At 62.7% G+C, this 20876-nt stretch carries 24 protein-coding genes; 15 read left to right on the forward strand and 9 right to left on the reverse strand.

What is annotated here, in order from left to right:
- Positions 1–134 precede the first annotated feature (134 nt).
- Complete coding sequence (locus P3R38_RS04715; protein WP_023378878.1) at positions 135–710, forward strand: ACP phosphodiesterase; 576 nt, start codon at positions 135–137, stop codon at positions 708–710.
- A 23-nt stretch (positions 711–733) separates the two neighbouring features.
- Here P3R38_RS04715 and P3R38_RS04720 read toward each other — a convergent pair whose 3' ends face one another.
- Both P3R38_RS04720 and olsB read right to left on the reverse strand, forming a co-directional pair.
- Positions 734–1522, reverse strand: a complete 789-nt coding sequence (locus P3R38_RS04720) for a lysophospholipid acyltransferase family protein (protein WP_023378879.1) — start codon at positions 1520–1522, stop codon at positions 734–736.
- Complete coding sequence (gene olsB / locus P3R38_RS04725; protein ID WP_104882128.1) at positions 1522–2277, reverse strand: L-ornithine N(alpha)-acyltransferase; 756 nt, start codon at positions 2275–2277, stop codon at positions 1522–1524. The genes P3R38_RS04720 and olsB overlap by 1 nt, the downstream gene beginning before the upstream one ends.
- Positions 2278–2412: 135 nt before the next feature.
- Here olsB and P3R38_RS04730 point away from each other — a divergent pair, with 135 nt between their 5' ends.
- The 6 genes from P3R38_RS04730 (at position 2413) to P3R38_RS04755 (ending at position 7229) form a co-directional block, all read left to right on the forward strand.
- Positions 2413–3300, forward strand: coding sequence for a hypothetical protein (locus tag P3R38_RS04730; RefSeq protein WP_023378881.1), 888 nt, complete (start codon positions 2413–2415; stop codon positions 3298–3300).
- A gap of 103 nt (positions 3301–3403) precedes the next feature.
- Positions 3404–4492, forward strand: coding sequence for a serine hydrolase (locus P3R38_RS04735; RefSeq protein ID WP_023378882.1), 1089 nt, complete (start codon positions 3404–3406; stop codon positions 4490–4492).
- Positions 4489–4785: a hypothetical protein gene (locus P3R38_RS04740; protein WP_023378883.1), complete on the forward strand. Its 297-nt coding sequence runs from the start codon at positions 4489–4491 to the stop codon at positions 4783–4785. Before P3R38_RS04735 ends, P3R38_RS04740 begins: the two co-directional genes overlap by 4 nt.
- Positions 4786–4829: 44 nt before the next feature.
- Positions 4830–5411: a YceI family protein gene (locus P3R38_RS04745; protein WP_023378884.1), complete on the forward strand. Its 582-nt coding sequence runs from the start codon at positions 4830–4832 to the stop codon at positions 5409–5411.
- A 1-nt stretch (position 5412) separates the two neighbouring features.
- Complete coding sequence (locus P3R38_RS04750) at positions 5413–6570, forward strand: phosphatidylserine/phosphatidylglycerophosphate/cardiolipin synthase family protein (protein WP_023378885.1); 1158 nt, start codon at positions 5413–5415, stop codon at positions 6568–6570.
- A gap of 80 nt (positions 6571–6650) precedes the next feature.
- Positions 6651–7229, forward strand: coding sequence for a DJ-1/PfpI family protein (locus P3R38_RS04755; protein WP_023378886.1), 579 nt, complete (start codon positions 6651–6653; stop codon positions 7227–7229).
- A gap of 78 nt (positions 7230–7307) precedes the next feature.
- Here the strand turns inward: P3R38_RS04755 and P3R38_RS04760 are convergent, their stop codons facing one another.
- Positions 7308–7706, reverse strand: coding sequence for a nuclear transport factor 2 family protein (locus tag P3R38_RS04760; protein WP_023378887.1), 399 nt, complete (start codon positions 7704–7706; stop codon positions 7308–7310).
- Positions 7707–7821: 115 nt separating this feature from the next.
- On the opposite strand from P3R38_RS04760, the gene P3R38_RS04765 reads away from it, so the two are divergent.
- Complete coding sequence (locus P3R38_RS04765; protein ID WP_023378888.1) at positions 7822–8412, forward strand: GNAT family N-acetyltransferase; 591 nt, start codon at positions 7822–7824, stop codon at positions 8410–8412.
- Complete coding sequence (locus P3R38_RS04770; RefSeq protein ID WP_277686870.1) at positions 8409–9281, forward strand: carbon-nitrogen hydrolase family protein; 873 nt, start codon at positions 8409–8411, stop codon at positions 9279–9281. The genes P3R38_RS04765 and P3R38_RS04770 overlap by 4 nt, the downstream gene beginning before the upstream one ends.
- A gap of 72 nt (positions 9282–9353) precedes the next feature.
- On the opposite strand, the gene P3R38_RS04775 is transcribed toward P3R38_RS04770, so the two are convergent.
- Positions 9354–10877, reverse strand: a complete 1524-nt coding sequence (locus tag P3R38_RS04775; protein WP_277686871.1) for a fumarate hydratase — start codon at positions 10875–10877, stop codon at positions 9354–9356.
- A 249-nt stretch (positions 10878–11126) separates the two neighbouring features.
- On the opposite strand from P3R38_RS04775, the gene P3R38_RS04780 reads away from it, so the two are divergent.
- Complete coding sequence (locus tag P3R38_RS04780; protein WP_104882125.1) at positions 11127–12047, forward strand: iron-sulfur-binding ferredoxin reductase; 921 nt, start codon at positions 11127–11129, stop codon at positions 12045–12047.
- A gap of 80 nt (positions 12048–12127) precedes the next feature.
- Here the strand turns inward: P3R38_RS04780 and pyk are convergent, their stop codons facing one another.
- A complete protein-coding gene (gene pyk / locus P3R38_RS04785; RefSeq protein WP_023378892.1) occupies positions 12128–13582 on the reverse strand; it encodes a pyruvate kinase in 1455 nt (484 codons plus the stop codon).
- Between the two features lie 180 nt (positions 13583–13762).
- Here pyk and P3R38_RS04790 point away from each other — a divergent pair, with 180 nt between their 5' ends.
- From P3R38_RS04790 to sbcB, 3 genes are all read left to right on the forward strand, one after another.
- On the forward strand, positions 13763–14149 hold the full coding sequence (locus P3R38_RS04790; RefSeq protein ID WP_023378893.1) for a hypothetical protein: 387 nt from the start codon (positions 13763–13765) through the stop codon (positions 14147–14149).
- 124 nt (positions 14150–14273) lie between these two features.
- Positions 14274–14633 carry a PilZ domain-containing protein gene (locus tag P3R38_RS04795; protein WP_027908098.1) on the forward strand — a complete coding sequence of 120 codons (360 nt, stop codon included), beginning with the start codon at positions 14274–14276 and terminating at the stop codon, positions 14631–14633.
- A gap of 46 nt (positions 14634–14679) precedes the next feature.
- A complete protein-coding gene (gene sbcB / locus P3R38_RS04800) occupies positions 14680–16116 on the forward strand; it encodes an exodeoxyribonuclease I (protein WP_023378895.1) in 1437 nt (478 codons plus the stop codon).
- Positions 16117–16186: 70 nt separating this feature from the next.
- Here the strand turns inward: sbcB and mvaT are convergent, their stop codons facing one another.
- A complete protein-coding gene (mvaT, locus tag P3R38_RS04805) occupies positions 16187–16564 on the reverse strand; it encodes a histone-like nucleoid-structuring protein MvaT (protein ID WP_023378896.1) in 378 nt (125 codons plus the stop codon).
- Between the two features lie 278 nt (positions 16565–16842).
- Here mvaT and purU point away from each other — a divergent pair, with 278 nt between their 5' ends.
- Both purU and P3R38_RS04815 read left to right on the forward strand, forming a co-directional pair.
- Positions 16843–17694: a formyltetrahydrofolate deformylase gene (gene purU / locus P3R38_RS04810; protein ID WP_023378897.1), complete on the forward strand. Its 852-nt coding sequence runs from the start codon at positions 16843–16845 to the stop codon at positions 17692–17694.
- Between the two features lie 14 nt (positions 17695–17708).
- Positions 17709–17942, forward strand: a complete 234-nt coding sequence (locus P3R38_RS04815; RefSeq protein ID WP_081669750.1) for a hypothetical protein — start codon at positions 17709–17711, stop codon at positions 17940–17942.
- Here P3R38_RS04815 and P3R38_RS04820 read toward each other — a convergent pair.
- From P3R38_RS04820 to P3R38_RS04830, 3 genes are read right to left on the reverse strand one after another with little or no spacing between them, the layout of a single operon-like run.
- Positions 17848–18840, reverse strand: coding sequence for a lysylphosphatidylglycerol synthase transmembrane domain-containing protein (locus P3R38_RS04820; RefSeq protein ID WP_277686872.1), 993 nt, complete (start codon positions 18838–18840; stop codon positions 17848–17850). The genes P3R38_RS04815 and P3R38_RS04820 overlap by 95 nt on opposite strands.
- Complete coding sequence (locus P3R38_RS04825) at positions 18837–19601, reverse strand: DUF2334 domain-containing protein (RefSeq protein ID WP_023378900.1); 765 nt, start codon at positions 19599–19601, stop codon at positions 18837–18839. The genes P3R38_RS04820 and P3R38_RS04825 overlap by 4 nt, the downstream gene beginning before the upstream one ends.
- On the reverse strand, positions 19594–20715 hold the full coding sequence (locus P3R38_RS04830) for a glycosyltransferase family 1 protein (protein WP_277686873.1): 1122 nt from the start codon (positions 20713–20715) through the stop codon (positions 19594–19596). Before P3R38_RS04830 ends, P3R38_RS04825 begins: the two co-directional genes overlap by 8 nt.
- Positions 20716–20876 lie beyond the last annotated feature (161 nt).

Genomic DNA, 20876 nt, shown 5'->3' on the forward strand with positions numbered 1-20876 from the left:
TAGCGGTATATCGCGATGAAGCGAAATGTAGATCGTTAGTTCGCGATATACAAATATGAAGTCGTTCTGAGCTGAGCACGAATCGCTATATCGCGTTATAACGATATGCCCGGGGACGGTGCTAGACTGCGTCCATGAACTATCTCGCGCATCTGCACTTGGGGGGGCCGGCGCCACAGCAACTGCTGGGCAGTCTCTACGGCGACTTCGTCAAAGGCGCCTTGGAAGGGCGCTTCCCGCCAGCCCTTGAGGCTGCCATTCGGCTGCACCGTCACATTGACAGCTACACCGACCGCCATCCCCTGGTGTTGGCCGCGTTGGCGCGTTTTCCCCAGGAGCGGCGGCGTTATGCCGGGATCATCCTGGACGTGTTCTTCGACCATTGCCTGGCACGTCATTGGGGCGACTACGCCGATCAACCACTGGCGGCGTTCACGCAGGACTTCTATCGCGTGCTGCTGGCCGAGCCCGAGCTGCCAGGGCGACTGGCGCATATCGCGCCGTTCATGGCTGCGGATGACTGGCTTGGGGCCTATGGCGATTTCGCGACCCTGGAGCAGGTATTCAGGGGTATTGGCCGGCGGTTGTCGCGCCCTGAGGGAATGGCCGGTGTCATGGACGAGCTGGAGCGGTTGTACGAGCCATTGCTGGCGGATTTTCGTGCGTTCTATCCGCAGTTGCAGGCATTCGCCGCAGCGGGGCGTGTTTGAACCAGGGATCCCCCGCGAAAGCTTCAGGCCGCCCGAGGCTGCCGACGGGTTACCACCTCGTCCTCCCTGACCCCGAACAGCGTCAGGTGGATCGCCTGCTGCGCCTGAAATGCCAGGGCCGCTCGCTCTTTTTCCACGCTGCAGATAGGCGCCAGCAAGTGGATGTGCACCTCGCCTGGCGGCTGACCAAACAATCGCATCAAATGCGATACGAGGTCGTCCTCGCCAATGAACGGTGCAAAGGGGTCGGTTTCGCCTTCACGCAGGTACTGGATGGCCACTGGTTGCACCGGTATGCCGCGATCGATGGCGCCCGCCAGCAAGCGGCCGTGGAAGGTGCGCAGTTGCCGGCCATCGGTGGTAGTGCCTTCCGGGAAGATCAGCAGCGGCTGCGCCTGGCCCAACCGCTCGCTGATCTGCTCGCGCAGGCGCTGGGCGTCGCCACCGCCACGGCGAATGAACAGCGTGCCGGCCTTCTCTGCCAGCCAGCCGGCCAGCGGCCAATGGCGCACTTCGGCTTTGGACAGGAACGACAACGGCATCAGCATGCCCAGCAGTGGAATATCGGTCCAGGACACGTGGTTGCTGACCCACAGCATCGGTTTTGGCGGCAGCTCGCCGAATACCCGGATCTCGAAGGGCAAGGCGGCGACCAGCCGTTTCATGAACAGGCAAGTCCAGCGCTGGCGGCGTTCGGAGGACGCCTTCAACCCCAGGCGTTCGCCGAGGGCGATGACGCTGGCCATCAGCACGCCTAGCAGCAATACCAGCATCAGTCGTGTCAGGCGGGCGAGTACCCGCACTTTCGGCATCAGACGGCCGCCTTGAAGTGGCGGGCGTACCGCGGGCAGAGGTCGTCCCGCTTGAGCAGGATGAACACGTCGGCAACCTGGAAGTCTTCGTCCCAGCATGGCTCGCCGCAGATTTTCGCCCCCAGGCGCATGTAGGCCTTGAGCAGGGGCGGCAGCTGGGCAATGACGTTGTTCGGCAGCGGCAGGCTCGGCAGGGGTTTCTTCGGTTCGGCACGCAGGTGTTCGGTGCACAGGTAGCGTTCGCGCAGGCGCTGCATGATGGCGTGGGCCTGGACGCCGCCGTCCTGCATCGGAATGCTGGCGCAGCCCATCAGGTAGCTGTAGCGGCCTTCGTTGAGCACTTCGGCCAGTTCGCCCCAGAGCACGGCGATGGTGCCGCCATTGCGGTAGGCGGGGTCGACGCAGGTGCGCCCCAATTCCAGGAGCGGCCCTTGCAATTGCAGCAGACCGTGCAGGCTGAATTCTTCTTCGCTGTAGAAACGACCCAGGCTACTGGCAGCCTGGTGATCGAGCAGGCGTGTGGTGGCTACCAGTTCGCCGGTGCTCAGGTCGCGCACGCCGATATGACGGCAGTGCACGTCGTAGTCGTCCATGTCCAGACCCTGTTCGGCACCTTTGAGCTTGGCCTTGAATTCTGCGCTGAACACTTTGTAGCGCAAGGCCTGGGCTTCCTGCAGGGCCGTGGCGCCGACCAGGCGTTCGGCTTGCAGACGGCGTTCAGTGCTATTGTCGCCAGAGCGAGCGATCCGAGTCATACGAGTCTCCATAAGCCAGCCATGAAGGGTTGCGGCCGGTCGGCTTTGTTGTGCAAAGTCAGCCTAGGTAGGTGCGGTGTCACCCCCGTGAATCTTTGGTGATGCTTGCGTGACAACCCCTCGGAGGAGCCTGTGATGCCCTGGTTGCAACGACTCAACGACCCCTATCGCCAGCCGCTGGCGGGCACCCTGGGCGAGGTATACACCGCACAGCTGGAGCGCCTGGGTGCGGCTGCTCCGTTCGAGCTGGCCGTGCTCGGGGGGCGTGCCATGGCCACGCCGGGCCTGGCATTTCTGATCGGTTACCAGGCGGCGCTGCGCGTGCTCTGGCCCAGCGCGCCTGCCAGCCTTGGCGCCTTGTGCGCGACCGAACGGCGTAGCGTGCGGCCGGCGGACATGCATACACGGCTGGACGGGCTGCGCCTGAGTGGTAGCAAGGACTTCGTCACCGCCGGGCTCGATGCCGAGTGGCTGCTGGTGGCTGCGCGCAGCGAAGCGCCAGGTGAGGCGCCGAGGTTGCAACTGGCGGTGGTGTATCCAGGCGAGCCGGGCGTGACGCTGGAAGCGTTACCAACCTTGCCGCTGATGCCGGAGGTCGGCCATGGCCGATTGGTATTGCAGCAGGCTGCCTGCGAGTTGTTGGCGGGGGATGGCTGGGATGCCTACGTCAAGCCGTTCCGTTCGCTGGAAGACCTTTATGTGCTCGCGGCGCTGACGGCATGGCTGTATGGCGTCGGTCAGGAATGCGCTTGGCCGCAGGAATTGCGCTTGCGGCTCCTGGGAGTGCTGGCGGGTTGCGCCGAGGGCAGTCGTCAATGTGCCGACAGCGTGGGTTGTCATCTGCTGCTGGGCGGACTGTTCGCCCAGTTCCAGGCATTGCGGGGGGATATCGACAAGGCCCTGAAAGCTGGGCCGGCGCATTGGGCGCAATTGTGGCAACGGGATCAGGGCGTCCTGGCGCTGGCAGCTGCGGCGCGGGATAAACGCCTGGCCAAAGCCTGGGAGACAGCGGGATTGTCATGAACGTCAGGCAGGCTTCGGAGATCTGACGAGCCTTGGGGCCGCTTTGCGGCCCTTTCGCGACGCAGGGCCGTAGCCCCCAGGACCGCACTGATCGTTGAATCCCATGACCCTCCTCAGGCAATTGCTGCTCGTGTCCGGTATGACGTTAGCCACAGCCTGGGCCGAGGAGTGGCCCGAGCCGGATTGGCGGCTCGAAAACACCCCTGTCGACTGGCACTCCGTCGACACTTACGCCTTCGCCGAACGCAGCCCCACCGAGCGCAGCGGCGTGCGCACCGATGCGCTGTTGATCATCCACGATGGGCGCATCATCCACGAGCGTTACGCAGCCCCCACCACGGCCAGCACGGCGCACCTGACCTGGTCGGTCAGCAAAAGCGTGCTGGCCACGCTGCTGGGGGTGGCCCACGGCGAAGGACGTTTTCAACTTCAGGACCCGGTGGCCCGCTTCTACCCGCCCATGCAGGCACACCCGGACGTGCGCCTGGCCGATCTGCTGCACTGGGCCAGCGGGCTGGACTGGCAGGAAGACTATGAATACGCGCCGTTGAAGTCTTCCGTGGTGGCCATGCTGTATACCCGTGGGCGTAACGACATGGCCGCCTATACCGCCTCGCGTGGCGCCAGCGAGCGGCCAGGCCAGCGCTTTTTCTACTCCAGCGGCGACAGCAATGTGCTGGCGGCAGCCCTGCACGGTATGGTCGAGCCGGAGACGTACGCCGACTATCCCTGGCAGGCGTTGTTCACTCCTCTGGGCATAGAAAGCGCAGTCTGGGAGCGTGATGGCGCAGGCACCTACGTCGGCTCTTCCTATCTGTACCTCAGCGCCCGGGACCTCGCGCGTATCGGCCTGCTGATGCTGCGCGAAGGCCGCTGGCGTGAGCGGCAACTGCTGCCTGCGCAGTGGGTCAGCTTCAACCGTACGCTGTTCGACGAGGCCCAGGCCGTACCCGGCGAAGCCAACCCAGGCGGCCATTGGTGGCTCAACCAGCCACTGCCCGGCCATGCCCCGCCGTGGCCGGATGTACCGCCACAGGCCTATGCCGCGCTTGGCCACTGGGGCCAGGCACTGTATGTGCTGCCGGCGCAGAAACTGGTGGTCGTCCGCTACGCCGATGACCGTGACGGCCGCTACAGCCACAACGAGTTGCTCAAGCGAGTGTTGGCGGCCGTGGTCAAGGAGGGGGGATGAAACCCGTGCTGTTGCTGGTGTTGGTGATACTGCTGGCCTGGGCGTGGCAGGAGCGTCAGGCGCTGGCGGATTTTCCCGCGATACTGTCAGCGTATTCTGCCAAGGAGTATTGCTCTTGCCGGTTCGTCATGGGCTTCGACCGGGCCTATTGCCGCGGTTACGTGAAGCAATACCTGCCGTTGAGCCTGCTACAAGAGGACCCCATGCAACGCCTGGTCACCGCCGAAGGCCTGGGCCAGCGCAACCAGGCGCTCTGGCAGGGCGAGCGCGAGGGCTGCCGCTTGCTGCCTTGAAAGCGGGCGGGTAAGGTTGGCGGTCAAGTTTCACGAGATCTGTCATGTTCAAGCTGCCCCGTCTTCTACCCGCATTGCTCCTGGCCATGTGCCTGCCCGCCCACGCCAACTGGCACCTCGATGGCGAGTCTTCGCGCCTCTCGTTCGTCACTGGCAAGAACGGCGACACGGCCGAGATCCATCGCTTTCTGGTCTTGCATGGCACAGTCGACCGCAAAGGTGCAGCGGCACTGCGTATCGAGATGGATTCGGTGAGCAGCGGTATTCCGTTGCGTGACGAGCGCATGCGTGAAGACTTGTTCGACGTCGACCAATTCGCCGAAGCGACGGTCAAAGCGCAGATCGACCTGCGGCCCATCAACGACCTGGCCAACGGAGCGCAAATTGAACTGCGCTTGCCGCTCACCGTTACCCTGCACGGTCGCTCCCACAGCTACAACGCCTTGCTGTTGGCCACTCGGCTGGATGAGCGGCGGTTTCAGGTAGTAACGCTCGAACCCCTGATTCTGCGCGCCGAGGACTATGGTCTGCTGCCTGGCCTGCAGCGTCTGCGCAAGTTCGCCAAGCTCAAGTCCATCAACCCTACGGTGCCGGTTAATGCGGTGCTGATCTTCAACGCCCGCTGACATGCCGGGGCCGGTATTCCCTTGGAGGGATGGCAATCAGTTCGAGCTGCTGATCGACGGCCCTGAGTTCTTTCCGCGCATGCTGCAGGCCATTGCGCGGGCCGAGTTCCAAGTCGATCTGGAGTTGTACCTGGTCGAAGCGGGCGCCTGTGCCGAGGCGGTGGTCGAAGCGCTGGAGCAGGCCGCCGGGCGCGGCGTGCGGGTACGCTGCCTGTTCGATGACTACGGCTCGCTCGCCTTTACGTCCGTTTTGCGCCAACGCTTGCTGGACGCCGGGGTGTACCTGCGCTGGTACAACCGCCTGCGCTGGCGTCGGGGGCTGCGAAACCTCTACCGCGATCACCGTAAGTTGCTGTTGGTGGACGAAAGCTGGGCAGCGGTCGGCGGTACGGGCGTCACCGACGAGTTCTGGACACCGGGCCACGAAACCAGCGAATGGCATGAGGTCATGGTGCAGATGAGCGGGGCTGTGGTGTCCGACTGGCAAATGCTTTTCGATCGCCAATGGCAGGCCAACAACCGGCGCACGGCCTGGCGTCCTGCCGAGGGCTTTGGCCTGCCGCGCCTGCCCAAGGTTCCGGTGCAAGGGCAAGGCATGGGCAGGGTGGCATACGCGGACGCCCGTCAGCATCAGGATATCCTGCACTCGCTGGTACGCGCGCTGAACAGCGGGCAGAAGCGCATATGGCTGGCGACGCCATACTTCCTGCCGACCTGGAGTGTGCGCCGGTCGTTGCGACGGGCGGCCGGCAAAGGGGTCGATGTCCGCCTTCTGCTGACCGGACCACGCACGGATCACCCCTCGGTGCGTTATGCCGGGCATCGGTATTACCCCCGTCTGCTGCGCGCCGGTGTACGGATCTATGAATACCAGCCTTGCTTCCTGCACCTGAAAATGGCGTTGGTGGATGACTGGGTCAGCATTGGCTCGTGCAACTTCGACCATTGGAACTTGCGCTTCAATCTCGAAGCCAACGTCGAAGCCCTGGATCCCTCGCTCACGGCCGCTGTGGCGGCAAGCTTCGAGCGTGATTTTGCCCTGAGCGAAGTCGTCGACCTCGACCATTGGAATGCCAGGCCACTCTGGCGGCGGGTGAAGCAGCGGGTGTGGGGTTGGCTCGATCGACTGGTGGTGAACTTCCTCGACCGCCGCGATTGAGACTGGCGGCGCATATCCAGAGGCGCATAACCCGTCTATCGTGCAGTGACTGTTCCCCTACAACGGAAGGAGTGGATGCGATGACGGCGAAGAAGATTCTCATGCTGGTGGGCGACTACGTCGAAGATTACGAAGCGATGGTGCCATTCCAGGCCCTGCGCATGGTCGGTCATACCGTGCATGCGGTGTGCCCGGAAAAGGTCGCCGGGCAGACCGTGCGCACGGCGATTCACGATTTCGAGGGCGAGCAGACCTACAGCGAAAAGCCTGGGCACAACTTTGCGCTGAACTACGACTTCGTGCAGGTCCGCGCTGAGCGCTATGACGCGCTGCTGATTCCAGGAGGGCGCGCACCGGAGTATCTGCGCCTGAATGAAAAGGTACTGGCGCTGGTCAAGGCATTCGATGATGCAGGTAAACCCATTGCAGCTGTGTGTCATGGCGCGCAGTTGCTGGCGGCGGCCGGGGTGCTCGAGGGGCGCGAGTGCAGTGCCTATCCGGCGTGCGCACCCGAGGTGCGACTGGCGGGTGGTAAATTCATCGATATTGCAGTGGACCAGGCGCATGTGGAAGGCAACCTGGTGACTGCGCCTGCCTGGCCGGCGCATCCGGCGTGGCTGGCGGCATTTCTGAAGGTACTGGGCACGCGTATCGCCTGACCGGGGCACGATCGCCAGCAAGCCGGCTCCTGCAGAATCGGTGGAGGAGCCGGCTTGCCGGTGATAGCGCGATTCGCTTCAGGCCACCTGCTCAACCCAGTCATTGAGGTTGTAGTAGTTGGTCACTCGGGCGATCTTGCCGCAATGAATATAGAAGAACGCCCCGGCCGGCAGCACATAGGTCTGTCCATTGGCCGGCGGCAAGCCCTCGTCATCGGCCAGATACGCCCCATGCACGGTGAACTCCGCTGCAGCCCGGCTGCCGTCGGCGTTCTGCATTACCACGATATCGGCCAGGCGCTCGCGGTAGCAACGGTTCATCTTGTCCATGAACGCGGCAAAGGCCGCCTTGCCCATCTGCCGCTCGCCCTGGTTGATGTCGTGGATCACATCTTCGCTGAGCAAGGCGAGAAAGGCCGGCATGTCGCCGGCATTGAAGGCGGCGTAGTAGGCGTTGACGAGTTCGGTAGCGGTCATGGCAATGTTCCTGTCGTGTACGGGAAAGGGATCGACGTTGGCCCGATGATAGGGTTTCCCCTCAAGCCCGGCTTAGCCGAGCACGTCATCCACATCGACAAAACGACCGCCAAGCATGGAAATCCGCCTGTTGCACGGCGCCGCCAGCGCGCCTTACATCGATGACCTCGCTCGCCTACGCCTTACAGTGTTCCGCGAGTTTCCCTACCTCTACGACGGCGACATGGAATACGAAGCCGATTACCTCGACACCTACGCGCGTTCCGGACGTAGCCTGGTCGTGCTGGCGCTCGATGACGGCAAGGTGGTCGGTGCCTCGACCGGCCTGCCGTTGGTCGATGTGGCCACGCAGTTCCAGCAGCCGTTCCTGGCCCAGGGGCGCGATCCTGCCAGCGTCTATTATTTTGGCGAGTCCGTGGTGCTTCCGGCTTATCGGGGGCGAGGCCTGGGTGTGCGATTCTTCATTGAACGTGAGTCCTACGCGCACAAACTGGCTGAGTTCGATCACTGTGCATTCTGTGCGGTCGAGCGCCCAGGCGCGCACCCGCGCAGGCCCGCCGACTACAAGCCCCTGCACGGCTTTTGGCGAAACCGCGGGTTCCTGCATGACCCCTCGCTGCGGACCACCTATGCCTGGCGCGACCTGGATGAGCAGGAGGAATCTGCCAAGCTGATGTCGTTCTGGGTCAAGGAACTGCCGATATGATTCGCCTGGCGGCTTGCCAGTACGCCATCGAGTTGCATGAAACCTGGGAAGCCTATGCCGGGCACTTACAGAGGCTGTGTGCGGCAGCGGTGGCCGAGGGCGCTCAATTGCTGCTGTTGCCGGAATACGCAGGGCTGGTACTGAGCGGGCAGTTACCGACGGAGCAGCGTGGCGACCTGAGAGCGTCCATCGCTGGCATCCAGCCCCTGGTGGAGCGTTGGCTGGCGTTGTGTGAAGGCATCGCTCGGCAATGGGGCGTTTACCTGCAGCCCGGCAGCTTGCCGGTGCTCGACAGTGATGGGCAGTACCGCAACCGCGCCTGGTTGTTCGGCCCGCAGGGGATGATGGGTTATCAGGACAAGCTGATGATGACCCGTTTCGAACGTGAGCAATGGAACATCGCAGCGGGGCAGGGGTTGCAGGTATTCGACACCCCTTGGGGGCGACTGGGCATTCTGATCTGTTATGACAATGAGTTTCCGATATTGGCCAGGCGTTTGGCGGAGCAAGGGGCCGACCTGATTCTGGCACCTAGCTGCACCGATACCGAAGCGGGTTTTCATCGGGTACGCATCGGCGCTCAGGCGCGAGCCCTGGAGAACCAGATCGCCGTTTTGCAAAGCCCTACGGTGGGCCTGGCGCCTTGGTCACCGGCCTTGGACGAAAACATTGGGCGGGCAGGGCTGTTCGTGCCACCCGATTTCGGGATGCCCAGCGATGGTGTGATTGCCCAGAGCGAGCAACTGAATCCGGCGAGCAGCCAGTGGTTGGTGTGCGAGGTGGACCTGGAGACCGTGCGACGGGTGAGGCGAGAAGGGCAGGTGTTTACCCGTAGGGACTGGCCGGAGCAGTTCGAGAGGGTCGGCTAGGCTCGTACGGACCCATTGTCGGCAAGCCGGCACCTACAGGTTTTGTAGGGGCCGGCGCCGGTTACTACAGCCTTACTTCACTTCAACCGCCAGGCTTTCGGCGATTTTGCTCTGCCACAGGGCTGGGCCAGTGATGTGGACCGATTCGCCTTGGCTGTCCACGGCGACGGTCACTGGCATGTCCTTGACCTCGAACTCGTAGATCGCTTCCATGCCCAGCTCGGCGAAGGCCAGAACCTTCGACTTGCGAATCGCCTGGGCCACCAGGTAGGCGGCGCCGCCGACGGCCATCAGGTAGACGGCTTTGTTGTCCTTGATCGCTTCGATGGCAGCAGGGCCGCGCTCGGATTTACCGATCATGCCCAACAGGCCGGTCTGCTCGAGGATCTGGCGGGTGAACTTGTCCATGCGGGTGGCGGTGGTCGGGCCGGCTGGGCCTACCACTTCGTTACCGACCGGGTCGACCGGGCCGACGTAGTAGATGAAGCGGCCTTTGAGGTCGACCGGCAGCTCTTCACCACGGTTGAGCATCTCGACCATGCGCTTGTGCGCAGCGTCGCGGCCGGTCAGCATCTTGCCGTTGAGCAGGATGGTCTCGCCCGGTTTCCAGCTGGCGACTTCTTCCGGCGTGATGTCGTCGAGGTTGACGCGACGGGCGCTCGGGCCGGCTTCCCAGACGATTTCCGGGTAGGCGTCCAGCGATGGCGCTTCCAGCTCGGCCGGGCCGGAGCCATCGAGCACGAAGTGCGCGTGACGGGTGGCGGCGCAGTTCGGGATCATGCACACCGGCAAGGAGGCGGCGTGGGTCGGGTAATCCATGATCTTGACGTCGAGCACGGTGGTCAGACCGCCCAGGCCCTGGGCGCCGATGCCCAGTTGGTTGACCTTCTCGAACAGCTCCAGGCGGATCTCTTCGAGGCGGTTCTGTGGGCCGCGTGCTTTCAGTTCATGAATGTCGATGGACTCCATCAACACTTCCTTGGCCATGACCGCGGCTTTCTCGGCGGTGCCGCCGATGCCGATGCCGAGCATGCCAGGCGGGCACCAGCCTGCGCCCATGGTCGGGACGGTCTTCAGGACCCAGTCGACGATCGAGTCGGACGGGTTGAGCATGGCCATCTTCGACTTGTTCTCGGAGCCGCCGCCCTTGGCCGCGACATCGACTTCGACCTTGTCGCCAGGGACGATCGAGTAGTGGATGACAGCCGGGGTGTTGTCCTTGGTGTTCTTGCGGGCACCGGCCGGGTCGGCCAGGATCGAGGCGCGCAGGACGTTCTCAGGCAGGTTGTAGGCGCGACGCACACCTTCGTTGATCATGTCGTCGACGCTCATGGTGGCGCCGTCCCAGCGCACGTCCATGCCCACGCGGATGAACACGGTGACGATACCGGTGTCCTGGCAGATCGGGCGGTGGCCGGTGGCGCACATGCGCGAGTTGATCAGGATCTGGGCGATGGAGTCGCGCGCAGCAGGCGACTCTTCACGCAGGTAGGCCTCGTGCATCGCCTGGATGAAATCGACGGGGTGGTAGTACGAGATGAATTGCAGGGCGTCGGCGACGCTCTGAATCAGGTCGTCTTGCTTGATCACGGTCATGCAGCGCGCTCCTCTTAAAGACGGGAACATTCAAAAAGACGCTCGACGGTGCCGACCAGCGTGTCGAAGCGCCTTGCAAGGCGCCGGCTGGTCAGGCCGACGGAAAAAGGCGCGGCAGTATAGCGCGCCTGTGGCGATGAAACACCTGCGACTGGTCTGGACCATGGTCGGCAGCGCTTGGGCATCTTTTTTGCTGCCGTTGCGCCCTTGACTTACAGTGCAAGCGTGACTTTTGGAGAAACACCCACCATGCCCGAACTTTGCGTGGGCGAGCACCGCTGGGCGGTGCCGACCGGCAGTAACTTGCTCGATGCCCTCAACGAGGCAGGGTTCAACGTGCCTTTCAGTTGCCGGGCAGGCAGTTGCCATGCCTGCCTGGTGCATTGCCTGGATGGGCAGCCGGTGGATGCCTTGCCCGAGGCATTGGCGCTGGAAAAGCACGCCCAGGGTTGGCGCCTGGCCTGTCAGTGCCGCGTGGTCGAGGATTTGCGCGTGGCGGTATTCGATCCGCTGCACGATGGCATTGCCGCGCAGGTCTGCGCGGTGGACTGGTTTGGCGAAGTGCTGCGTCTTCGTCTGCGGCCGGAGCGGACGTTGCGTTACCAGGCCGGGCAGCATGTGGTGCTGTGGAACGGCTCGCTGGCGCGGCCTTACTCCGTGGCAAGCCTGCCCGGCGAAGATGACTTTCTTGAGTTTCATATCGACTGCCAACGGCCAGGCGCCTTTTGCGACAAGGCGCGCGTGCTGCAGGTCGGTGACGTGCTGCGCGTGGGGGAGATTCGAGGCGGAGCGTTGCATTACGACCCAGACTGGCAAGCGCGACCGCTCTGGTTGCTGGCAGCGGGTACGGGGCTGGCGCCATTGTGGGGCATCTTGCGCGAGGCGTTACGGCAGGGGCACCAAGGGGAAATCAGGGTGGTGCATGTCACGCGCGATGACCTTGGGCACTACCTGGCGGGTCCGTTGCGGGAAATGGAGGGTGTTCAGGCCGAGCTGGTACTGGCGGAGCATATGGAGGAGGCGCTGGCAGGGTTGCGGCCGTCATCGCGGCAGACCGTCGCGCTGGTGTGCGGGGCGCCGGGGAGCGTCGAGCGGTTCGCGCGGCGGTTGTTCATAGCCGGCGTGCCGAGGAATCAGGTGTTTGCCGACGTGTTCGTCGAGCATGCATGAGGCAGTTGCGACTGATCGCCAGTCAAGCCGGCTCCTGCAATCCTGTAGGAGCCGGCCTGCCGGCGATTGGGCCGGGGCTATCAGCCGACCAGCGGATCACCAACGTGCAGGATCTTCATGCCGTTGGTGCCACCGATGGTGTGGTAGCTGTCGCCCTTGGTCAGGATCACCCAGTCACCTTGCTCTACCAGGCCGCGCTTGAGCAGCTCGTCGACGGCCGCCTGGCTGACCTTGTCGGCTGGCAATGCCGCCGGGTCGAAGGCGATCGGGTAGACGCCGCGGAACATCGAGGCGCGAGCCTGGGTAGCGCGGTGTGGCGACAGGGCGAAGATCGGCACGTGCGAACGCAGACGCGACATGATCAGCGGGGTGTAGCCACTTTCGGTCAGCGCGATGATCGCCTTGACGCCTGGGAAGTGGTTGGCGGTGTACATGGCCGCCAGGGCGATGCTCTCGTCGCAGCGCTCGAACGTGGTGTGCAGGCGGTGGCTGGACTTCTGGCTGGTCGGGTGCTTCTCGGCGCCCAGGCAGATGCGGGCCATGGCCTGAACCGCTTCGATCGGGTAGGCACCGGCGGCGCTTTCGGCCGACAGCATCACCGCGTCGGTGTTGTCCAGCACGGCGTTGGCCACGTCCGACACTTCGGCACGGGTCGGCATCGGGTTCTGGATCATCGACTCCATCATCTGGGTCGCCACGATCACCGCCTTGTTGTTGCGGCGGGCGTGCTGGATGATCTTCTTCTGGATGGCGATCAGCTCGGCGTCGCCGATTTCCACGCCCAGGTCGCCACGGGCAACCATCACCGCGTCGGAAGCGGCGATCAGGCCGTCGAGGGTTTCATCGTCGGCCACTGCCTCGGCGCGCTCGATCTTGGCCACCAGCCAGGCGCTGCCACCCGCTTCGTCCCGTAGCTTGCGGGCGTATTCCATATCTTTGGCGTCGCGTGGGAAGGACACGGCCAGGTAGTCCAGGTCCATTTCCGCGGCCAGCTTGATGTCTGCCTTGTCTTTTTCGGTCAGGGCTGGAGCGGTAAGGCCGCCACCTTTGCGATTGATGCCTTTGTGGTCCGACAGCGGGCCACCGACGATCACCACGCAGTGCAGGGCGTCGGCAGTGGCGGTTTCGACCCGCATCACCACGCGACCGTCGTCGAGCAGCAGTTCGTCACCGACGCCGCAGTCCTTGACCAGATCGGGGTAATCGATACCGACGATGTCCTGGTTGCCTTCGGTCAGCGGGTGGGCGGTGGAGAAAGTGAATTTGTCACCGACTTTCAGTTCGATGCGCTTGTTGCTGAATTTGGCGATGCGGATCTTCGGACCCTGCAGGTCGCCCAGCAGTGCGACATGGCGGCCGTTCTTGGCGGCGATGTCACGGATCAGGCGGGCGCGCGCCTTGTGCTCGTCCGGGGTGCCGTGGGAGAAGTTCAGGCGTGCCACGTCCAGGCCGGCGAGGATCAGCTGTTCGATCACTTCCGGCGAATTGCTGGCGGGGCCAAGGGTGGCGACGATTTTGGTACGGCGGATGGTCATGCACAGACTCCTATAGTGAAGCGCAGCGAAAGGCTACTCCTGAATCTCGCTGTAGTCATTGTTCCGTTGCACTACCTGCAACCAAGGCAGGGTGGCATTTGAACGGGCGGGGTATCCTTGCAAAAGGGTGTGAAGATTTGCGTGCAAAGGCCGATAATCTGGCATCAAAGGAGATTCCCCATGCGAGCCCTGATCGTTTTAGCCCTGGCGGCCAGCACCGTCGGTTGCACCCGCTGGTCCATGGACCATCATTTGAACAATGCCTACCGTGCCTATGACCGTGGCGATTGCCAGCGGGTCATGCTCGAACTGTCGCAGGTTGACCGAACCAGCCGTGCCCGGCCGTTCATCCATCCCGAAGTGTCCCTGCTGCGCGGCCAGTGCCTGGAGCGCCAGAAGCTGTTCGTCGATGCGGCGCAGACCTACGAGTACCTGATCCAGCAGTATCCAGGCAACGAGTACGCCTATCGCGCTAAGGCACGCCTGCAAACGCTGGAGAAGACCGGTCATTATCGGGTGGGAGACACGGCAGTGGCGAACCCGGTCAACACCACTCCTTGGCGTTAACACCAACGTGTCAACTAATTCACGGGATTTGCCGCGAGTGTTGAGCTAACCTGTTAATTGGATGTAACAACCACTCGCCAGTCTCTTGCATTCCTGGCATCGGGTACGGACTGCAATAGCGATCATGTACAACCAACGCCATATCGAACGCCATCAGCTGCCTTGTGTGCTCAAGGTCTACAACCGCTTCACCGAGCAGCAGATCGGCTTTCTGGGTAATGCCTCGGAAGATGGCTTGATGTTGATCAGCCAGCTGCCGGTGCTGGTCGGCCCGGATTTCGAGTTGCAGCTGCGCCTGCCACTGGCCGGTGGCGGCTTGCAGTTCATCAACGTGACAGCCAGTTGCCTGTGGTGCCGTGAGGACCAGACCCCCGGCCACTACGATTCTGGTTTCATGCTCTTGCAAGCCCCCCGCGAGTACGACGATTTCGTCCGTTCATTGCGAGACTATTTCAGTTTTAACCCTGCCAACGCTTCCGCCTGAAGCTCGGTCCGCTAGAATCGGGACGACCTCGATACAGGACGACCCCGTGAGCTCCAGCATTTTCTGGCACGACTACGAAACCACCGGCATCAACCCACGCTGCGACCGACCGCTGCAGGTTGCCGGTGTGCGTACCGACCTCGATCTGAATGAGATCGAAGCGCCTATCAACCTCTATTGCCGCCCCTCCGACGACATCCTGCCGCACCCGGCCGCGTGCCTGGTAACCGGTATCACGCCCGAACAGTTGGCGACCCAGGGCCTGTGCGAAGCCGAATTCATGACCCGGGTTCACGAGCAGCTTGCGCGCCCGGGAACCTGTGGCGCGGGCTACAACACCTTGCGTTTCGATGACGAGGTCACGCGTTACAGCCTGTATCGCAACTTCTTCGACCCCTATGCCCGTGAGTGGCAGGGCGGTAACAGTCGTTGGGACCTGATCGACGTCGTGCGCACGGCTTACGCGCTACGCCCTGAGGGCATCGTCTGGCCCCAGCAGGAGGGCCGTACCAGCTTGCGCCTGGAGTTGCTCAGCCAGGCCAATGGCATTGTCCATGGGCATGCCCATGAAGCACTTTCCGACGTGCGGGCGACCATTGGGTTGGCCCGTCTGATTCGCCAGAAACAACCTAAGTTGTATGACTGGTTGTTCAACCTTCGCAGTAAGCACAAAGTGCTGGAACAGATTCGCTTGTTGCAGCCGCTGGTGCACATATCCGGACGTTTCTCGGCCGCGCGTCATTATCTGGGCGTGGTGTTGCCACTGGCCTGGCACCCGCGCAATCGCAATGCACTGATTGTGTGCGACCTGCATCAGGAAACCCTACCGTTATTAAGGGAAAGTGCCGAAGTCCTGCGAGCGCGCTTGTACACTCGGCATGAACATTTATCTGAGGGGCAACTACCGGTACCGCTGAAGTTGGTGCAAATCAACCGCTGCCCGGTAGTGGCTCCGCTATCGGTATTGCGCCCTGCAGATCAACAACGCCTTGGGCTGGACATGGCATTGTTGCAATCGCGCGGTGAGGCCTTGGCCACGCAACAGTCGGTTTGGCAAGACAAGCTTGAACACATCTATGGCACGGAAGATTTCACCCCCAGCGAAGACCCTGAACAGCAGTTGTATGACGGTTTCCTGGGAGAGCGTGACCGTCGTCTATGTGAACAAGTGCGTACCCTGGAACCAGCGCAATTAGGGCATGGCCACTGGATGTTCGATGACCCACGAATGCCTGAGTTGCTGTTCCGGTATCGTGCGCGAAACTTCCCCGAGACCTTGAACCCCCAGGAGCGTCAGCGCTGGTTCGCGTTCTGCCAGCAGCGTTTGAGCGACCCTTTGCACGGCGCCCCGAACACGCTGGCGGGCTTCGAGCAGGCCCGGCAGGGGGCTTGGGCCGATGCCGATGAAGCGGGGCGCAAGGTGCTGGACGCCTGGCAGGCCCATGCCGGGCAATTACAGGCACGGTTCGAATTGCACCCGTGAATGAGCCAACAAAAACGCCGGCATTAAGCCGGCGTTCGTGTTTGCAAAAGCGAGGAAACAGTGCGGACTATTAGTCCAGCAGAGTCGCCCAGCCTTCAACCACATCACCACCCCACTTGGCTTTCCATTCTTTCAGGGTCTTGTGGTTACCGCCTTTGGTTTCGATCACTTCACCGTTGTGCGGGTTTTTGTATTGCTTGACTTTGCGTGCACGCTTGGTGGTAGTGGTTTTAGCCACGGCGCGCGGGCCTTTGCTCAGTTTCGACTCTGGGTCGAGCAGGGCGATCACGTCGCGCAGCGACTTGGAGTATTCACCCATCAGTGCGCGCAGTTTGCCTTCGAACTCCAGTTCTTGTTTCAGCTTGTCATCCTGCGACAGGTTGGCCAGGCGGGCCTGAAGTTCCTTGATGGCTTCTTCGGTAGCGCGGTACTCGTTGATCAGGGACATGGAGTGTTCCTTAGTGCGTGTTCAGAAATGTGTGTGCCAATAATAGACAGGCGATACTCTCAAGTAAACATATAAATAAGCAATAAACTGTTAATTAGGTTGCGACAACATATTTCTTCGGTTAAGAAAAATTCACAAAACTCTCGATCCCGAGGTGGTAGTGCCAGGGACAGTGGCATAAGGCTGGCGCTGGCGGTGCGGGCGCACACGATCAATACTGCGTTTTTGCTGGTGTGCCGCTAGAATGAGCGCCTTTGCGAAGTTTTGGAGTCTTATTCATGCGCACCTATCGTCTGGTGATCGCCTGCCCCGACCGTGTAGGCATCGTGGCGAAAGTCAGTAATTTCCTGGCCTTGTACAACGGCTGGATCAACGAGGCCAGCCACCACTCCGACGAGCAAAGTGGCTGGTTCTTCATGCGCCATGAAATCCGTGCCGAGTCGCTGCCGTTCGGTATCGAAGCCTTCCGCGAGGCGTTCGCGCCCATCGCCGAAGAGTTCTCCATGACCTGGCGCATCACCGACTCTGCGCAGAAGAAGCGCGTGGTGTTGATGGCCAGCCGCGAATCCCATTGCCTGGCCGATCTGCTGCACCGCTGGCACACCGACGAGCTGGACTGTGAGATTCCTTGCGTGATTTCCAACCACAACGACCTGCGCAGCATGGTCGAGTGGCACGGGATCCCGTTCTTCCATGTGCCGGTGGACCCCAAGGACAAGGCCCCGGCCTTTGCCGAAGTGTCGCGCCTGGTTCAGGAGCATGCGGCCGACGTGGTGGTGCTGGCCCGCTACATGCAGATCCTGCCGCCGCAACTGTGCCAGGACTACGCTGAAAAAGTGATCAACATCCACCACAGCTTCCTGCCCTCGTTCGTTGGCGCCAAGCCTTACCACCAGGCTGCGCTGCGTGGCGTGAAGCTGATCGGCGCAACTTGCCACTACGTGACCGAAGAGCTCGATGCCGGCCCGATCATCGAACAGGACGTGGTCCGCGTGAGCCACGCCGACAGCATCGAAGATATGGTTCGCTTCGGCCGTGACGTCGAGAAGATGGTGTTGGCCCGTGGTCTGCGCTATCACTTGGAAGACCGTGTACTGGTCCACGGCAACAAAACGGTGGTCTTCGACTGATAGCGAGGTGGCCTGTGGCAGATCCGCGTGACAAGGCGGGTGCCTCGGCACCTGCGACCCTCGGCGAGGGCTGTCTGGCCCGCTTCGATCCCGAAGCGCTGAGCGACGACGACGGCACCGAGTTTTCCGGTGCCGCCGAACTCTGGCAGCAGCTCAATGCGCCTGACCCCGCCAGCGCGCCAGCAACGGACGCGCCAGCAGGCACACGAACACCGGCCCTCCGGCAAGCAGATAGAAGTAGTAAGTGACTGCCCGCCAGATCAGCACTGCCGCCGCTGCGGTCGAGCTGCCGACCAAGGGGGTCAGCAAGCTCGCCGACGTCAGTTCTGCGGCGCCTGCACCACCTGGCAGCAAGCTGAACTGACCGGCGCTCAGCGAAAGCATCTGCACCAGAAAGCTCGGTATCCACGAAAGCTCCACACCCAATCCCCGCAGTACCAGGAACAACACGCTGTAGCGTAGGCTCCAGTGCGCGCAGGTGAGGGTGAATACCAGCGCCAGCGTGCGTTTGGGCAGGCGCCAGGTTTGCGCCAGGGCATGGATGAAGTGCAGCAGCTTGCGAGCCCAGCGTTGTCGACGTTGCCGGGCAACGCCAAGGCGCCTTAGCAGCCGCCCGATGAACCGCATCACCCGGCGTCGGCAGCGTAGTAAACCAACCACCAGCGCCAGCGCCACGCACAGCAGCGACGCGCTGCCCAGCAGCATGCTTTCCTGGCTTTGCCCGAGGCTGTGAAACGCGGCATAGCCGGCGATAGCCAGCAGGGCACAGAAGAAAAACACCAAGTCGTTCAGTTGGTCCATGGCAAACACCGCCCCGCTGCGCGCTGGGCCGATGCGATCATGGGCCAGCAGCGCCATCAAGGTCAGCGGTCCGCCGCTACCCCCCGGGGTGGTGCAGATTGCGAACTCGGTGGCCATCACCACGCCCAGGCTGCGTACCCGGCTAATCTTCTGCGCCTGCTGGCCGAGCAGCAGGCGCAGGCGAACGGCGTTGATGACCCAGCACAGCATGATCATCCCCAGCAGCGACATCATCAGTGTCGGTGCGAAGGCGCGTAGCCTGGGTAGCAGTTCGCTGCCGCCCAGCAGCGTCGGCACCAACACCGCCAAGAGCAAGGCCAGGACCAGCCAGCCCAGGCGGCTCATGCGATCACCTGGCGCTCCAGCCAGCTTGACTTGGTCAAGGGCTCGCGGCCTTCTGCCAGTAGGGTCTGGAGGGTGCGCAACCAGTACTGTCGTGAGTCGCGATGACGCATGTCCACCGGGTGCAGCCCCAGGCGCAGTGTCTCTGCCTCGCGCCAACGTCGGCATTGCCAGTCACAGAGCAGCCGAGACAGTCCCCGACGCCAGGCACTGCGGGCGCTCCATACCAAACCTGGGGCTGGGATGGCGGTGAACTCGGGCAGGCGGTACAGGTGCTGGGCTGTGCTGGTGTAGCGCAAGGGCAGATGGCGCAGCGCCTGTCGGGTGCCTTCGCTCATCAACCAGGCCGGTGCGACGAAGCCTGCTACCGGCCAGCCTTGCCGCTCGAATAGCGCCAGGCCGCTTTCCAGGCGTTGCAGGGCTTGCTGGCGGTCCAGCCGGTAGAATTCGCCTTCATGGGTCAAGACACGGCGCATGAAGTATTCGCCAGGGCTGCGTGGTGGCGGCTCGTCATCGGCATGGTAGAAGCCATGCAAGGCAAGTTCGTCTCCCCGCGCCAAACGGTGTTCGAGCATGCGGCAGAAGGTGGGCGAGCGTGACAGCAGGTTGCGGTGATGGAAGTCCGGCACCACCAACCAGGTCATCGGCACATTGCCCAGTTGGTCGACGGCCTCGACGAACGGCTGGTAGTCGGGCCAGGTTTCGGGCGCGATGTCGTGCAGCACCAGCATCAGGCTGCGCGGCTTGCCGCTGTTTTCAACCATGGGCACGTACCTGCGGTGCGTGGCCGAGCACGGCCTGATAGTGCCCCAGCAAGCCGCTTACCACGCTGTCCCACGAGTAGTGTTGCTCTGCCTGGCAACGGGCTTGGACGCCTAGGTCGTGAATGCCTTCTTCGAACACCTCACGCACGGCGGTGGCCATGGCCTGGCCATCGTTGGGGCGGCACAGGCGCCCGCACCGGTCGTTGATGATCTCGCTGAACGCCCCGGCCCGCACCGCGACCACCGGGGTTGCGCTGGCCATCGCTTCGAGGATGACCAGGCCGAAGGTTTCCTGGTCGCCTGCGTGAACCAGCAGGTCGGCACTGGCCATCAGCCTGGCGACCTCATCGGGTGGGCAGAATCGATCGATCACGGTGACGTTGGCTGGCACATTGGCTGGCATGTTCGAGCCAACCAGCAACAGGTGATACGGTCGGCCCAGGCGCTCTATGCAGTCAAGCAGAACGGGCAGGTTCTTTTCCCGCGAACCGCGACCTGCGTAGATCAGCAGGCGGCTGGTGTCGGGAATCCCCAGTCTGGCTTTCAGATGCGGATCACGGTGCCCAGGGTGGAAGGTCGACAGGTCGACGCCCAGAGGCTGTACATGAACTTGTTTAACCCCCAGGCGGCGCAGTTTGTCGGCCATGACTTGGCTGGGAGCCAGCACCCGGTCGAAGTTGCCATACAGCTTGCTGACATAGGCTTCGACATTGGGGGTGAACCAGTTGCCCATCCGATTGCTGACCAGCAAGGGGAGATCGGAATGATAGAAACCGATCACCGGCACGTTGAGCTTGCGCCGCGCTTCCAGGGCTGCCCAGGCGGTCAGGTAGGGGTCGCCCACCTCGATCAGGTCGGGCTTGAGGCGGCGAAGCACGTTGCACCAAGGGGCCAGGCGCACCGGGAAGCGGTAGCCGTTGCCAAACGGCAGGGGAGGAGCGGGCACCTGATAGATGCCGTTGTCGTGGCTGGCGCTGGCGCCGGGGATCAAGAGACTGTGGCGCACGCCTGCAATGGCGTCGAGTCGATGGTGTTTGGCATCAAGATAGGTACGTACGCCGCCGCTGGCCGGGGCGTAGAACATGGTGATGTCAGCAATGTGCACGATCAGCATCCCTCCGGGATCGTCTTCGGGTCTGTCATCCGGCTGCAACGGGCCGGCGATGACGCGCCTAAAGGTTGACCTTCCTGAAGAATAGTTTGTTCGATCGGGGTAGGGGGCTTGGCGGGATAGCTTCGAACGACAGGAGCAGGCAGGCGGACTGCCTGCTCCTG

This window comes from Pseudomonas sp. NyZ480 (genome assembly GCF_029537255.1).
GTDB classification, from domain to species: domain Bacteria; phylum Pseudomonadota; class Gammaproteobacteria; order Pseudomonadales; family Pseudomonadaceae; genus Aquipseudomonas; species Aquipseudomonas taiwanensis.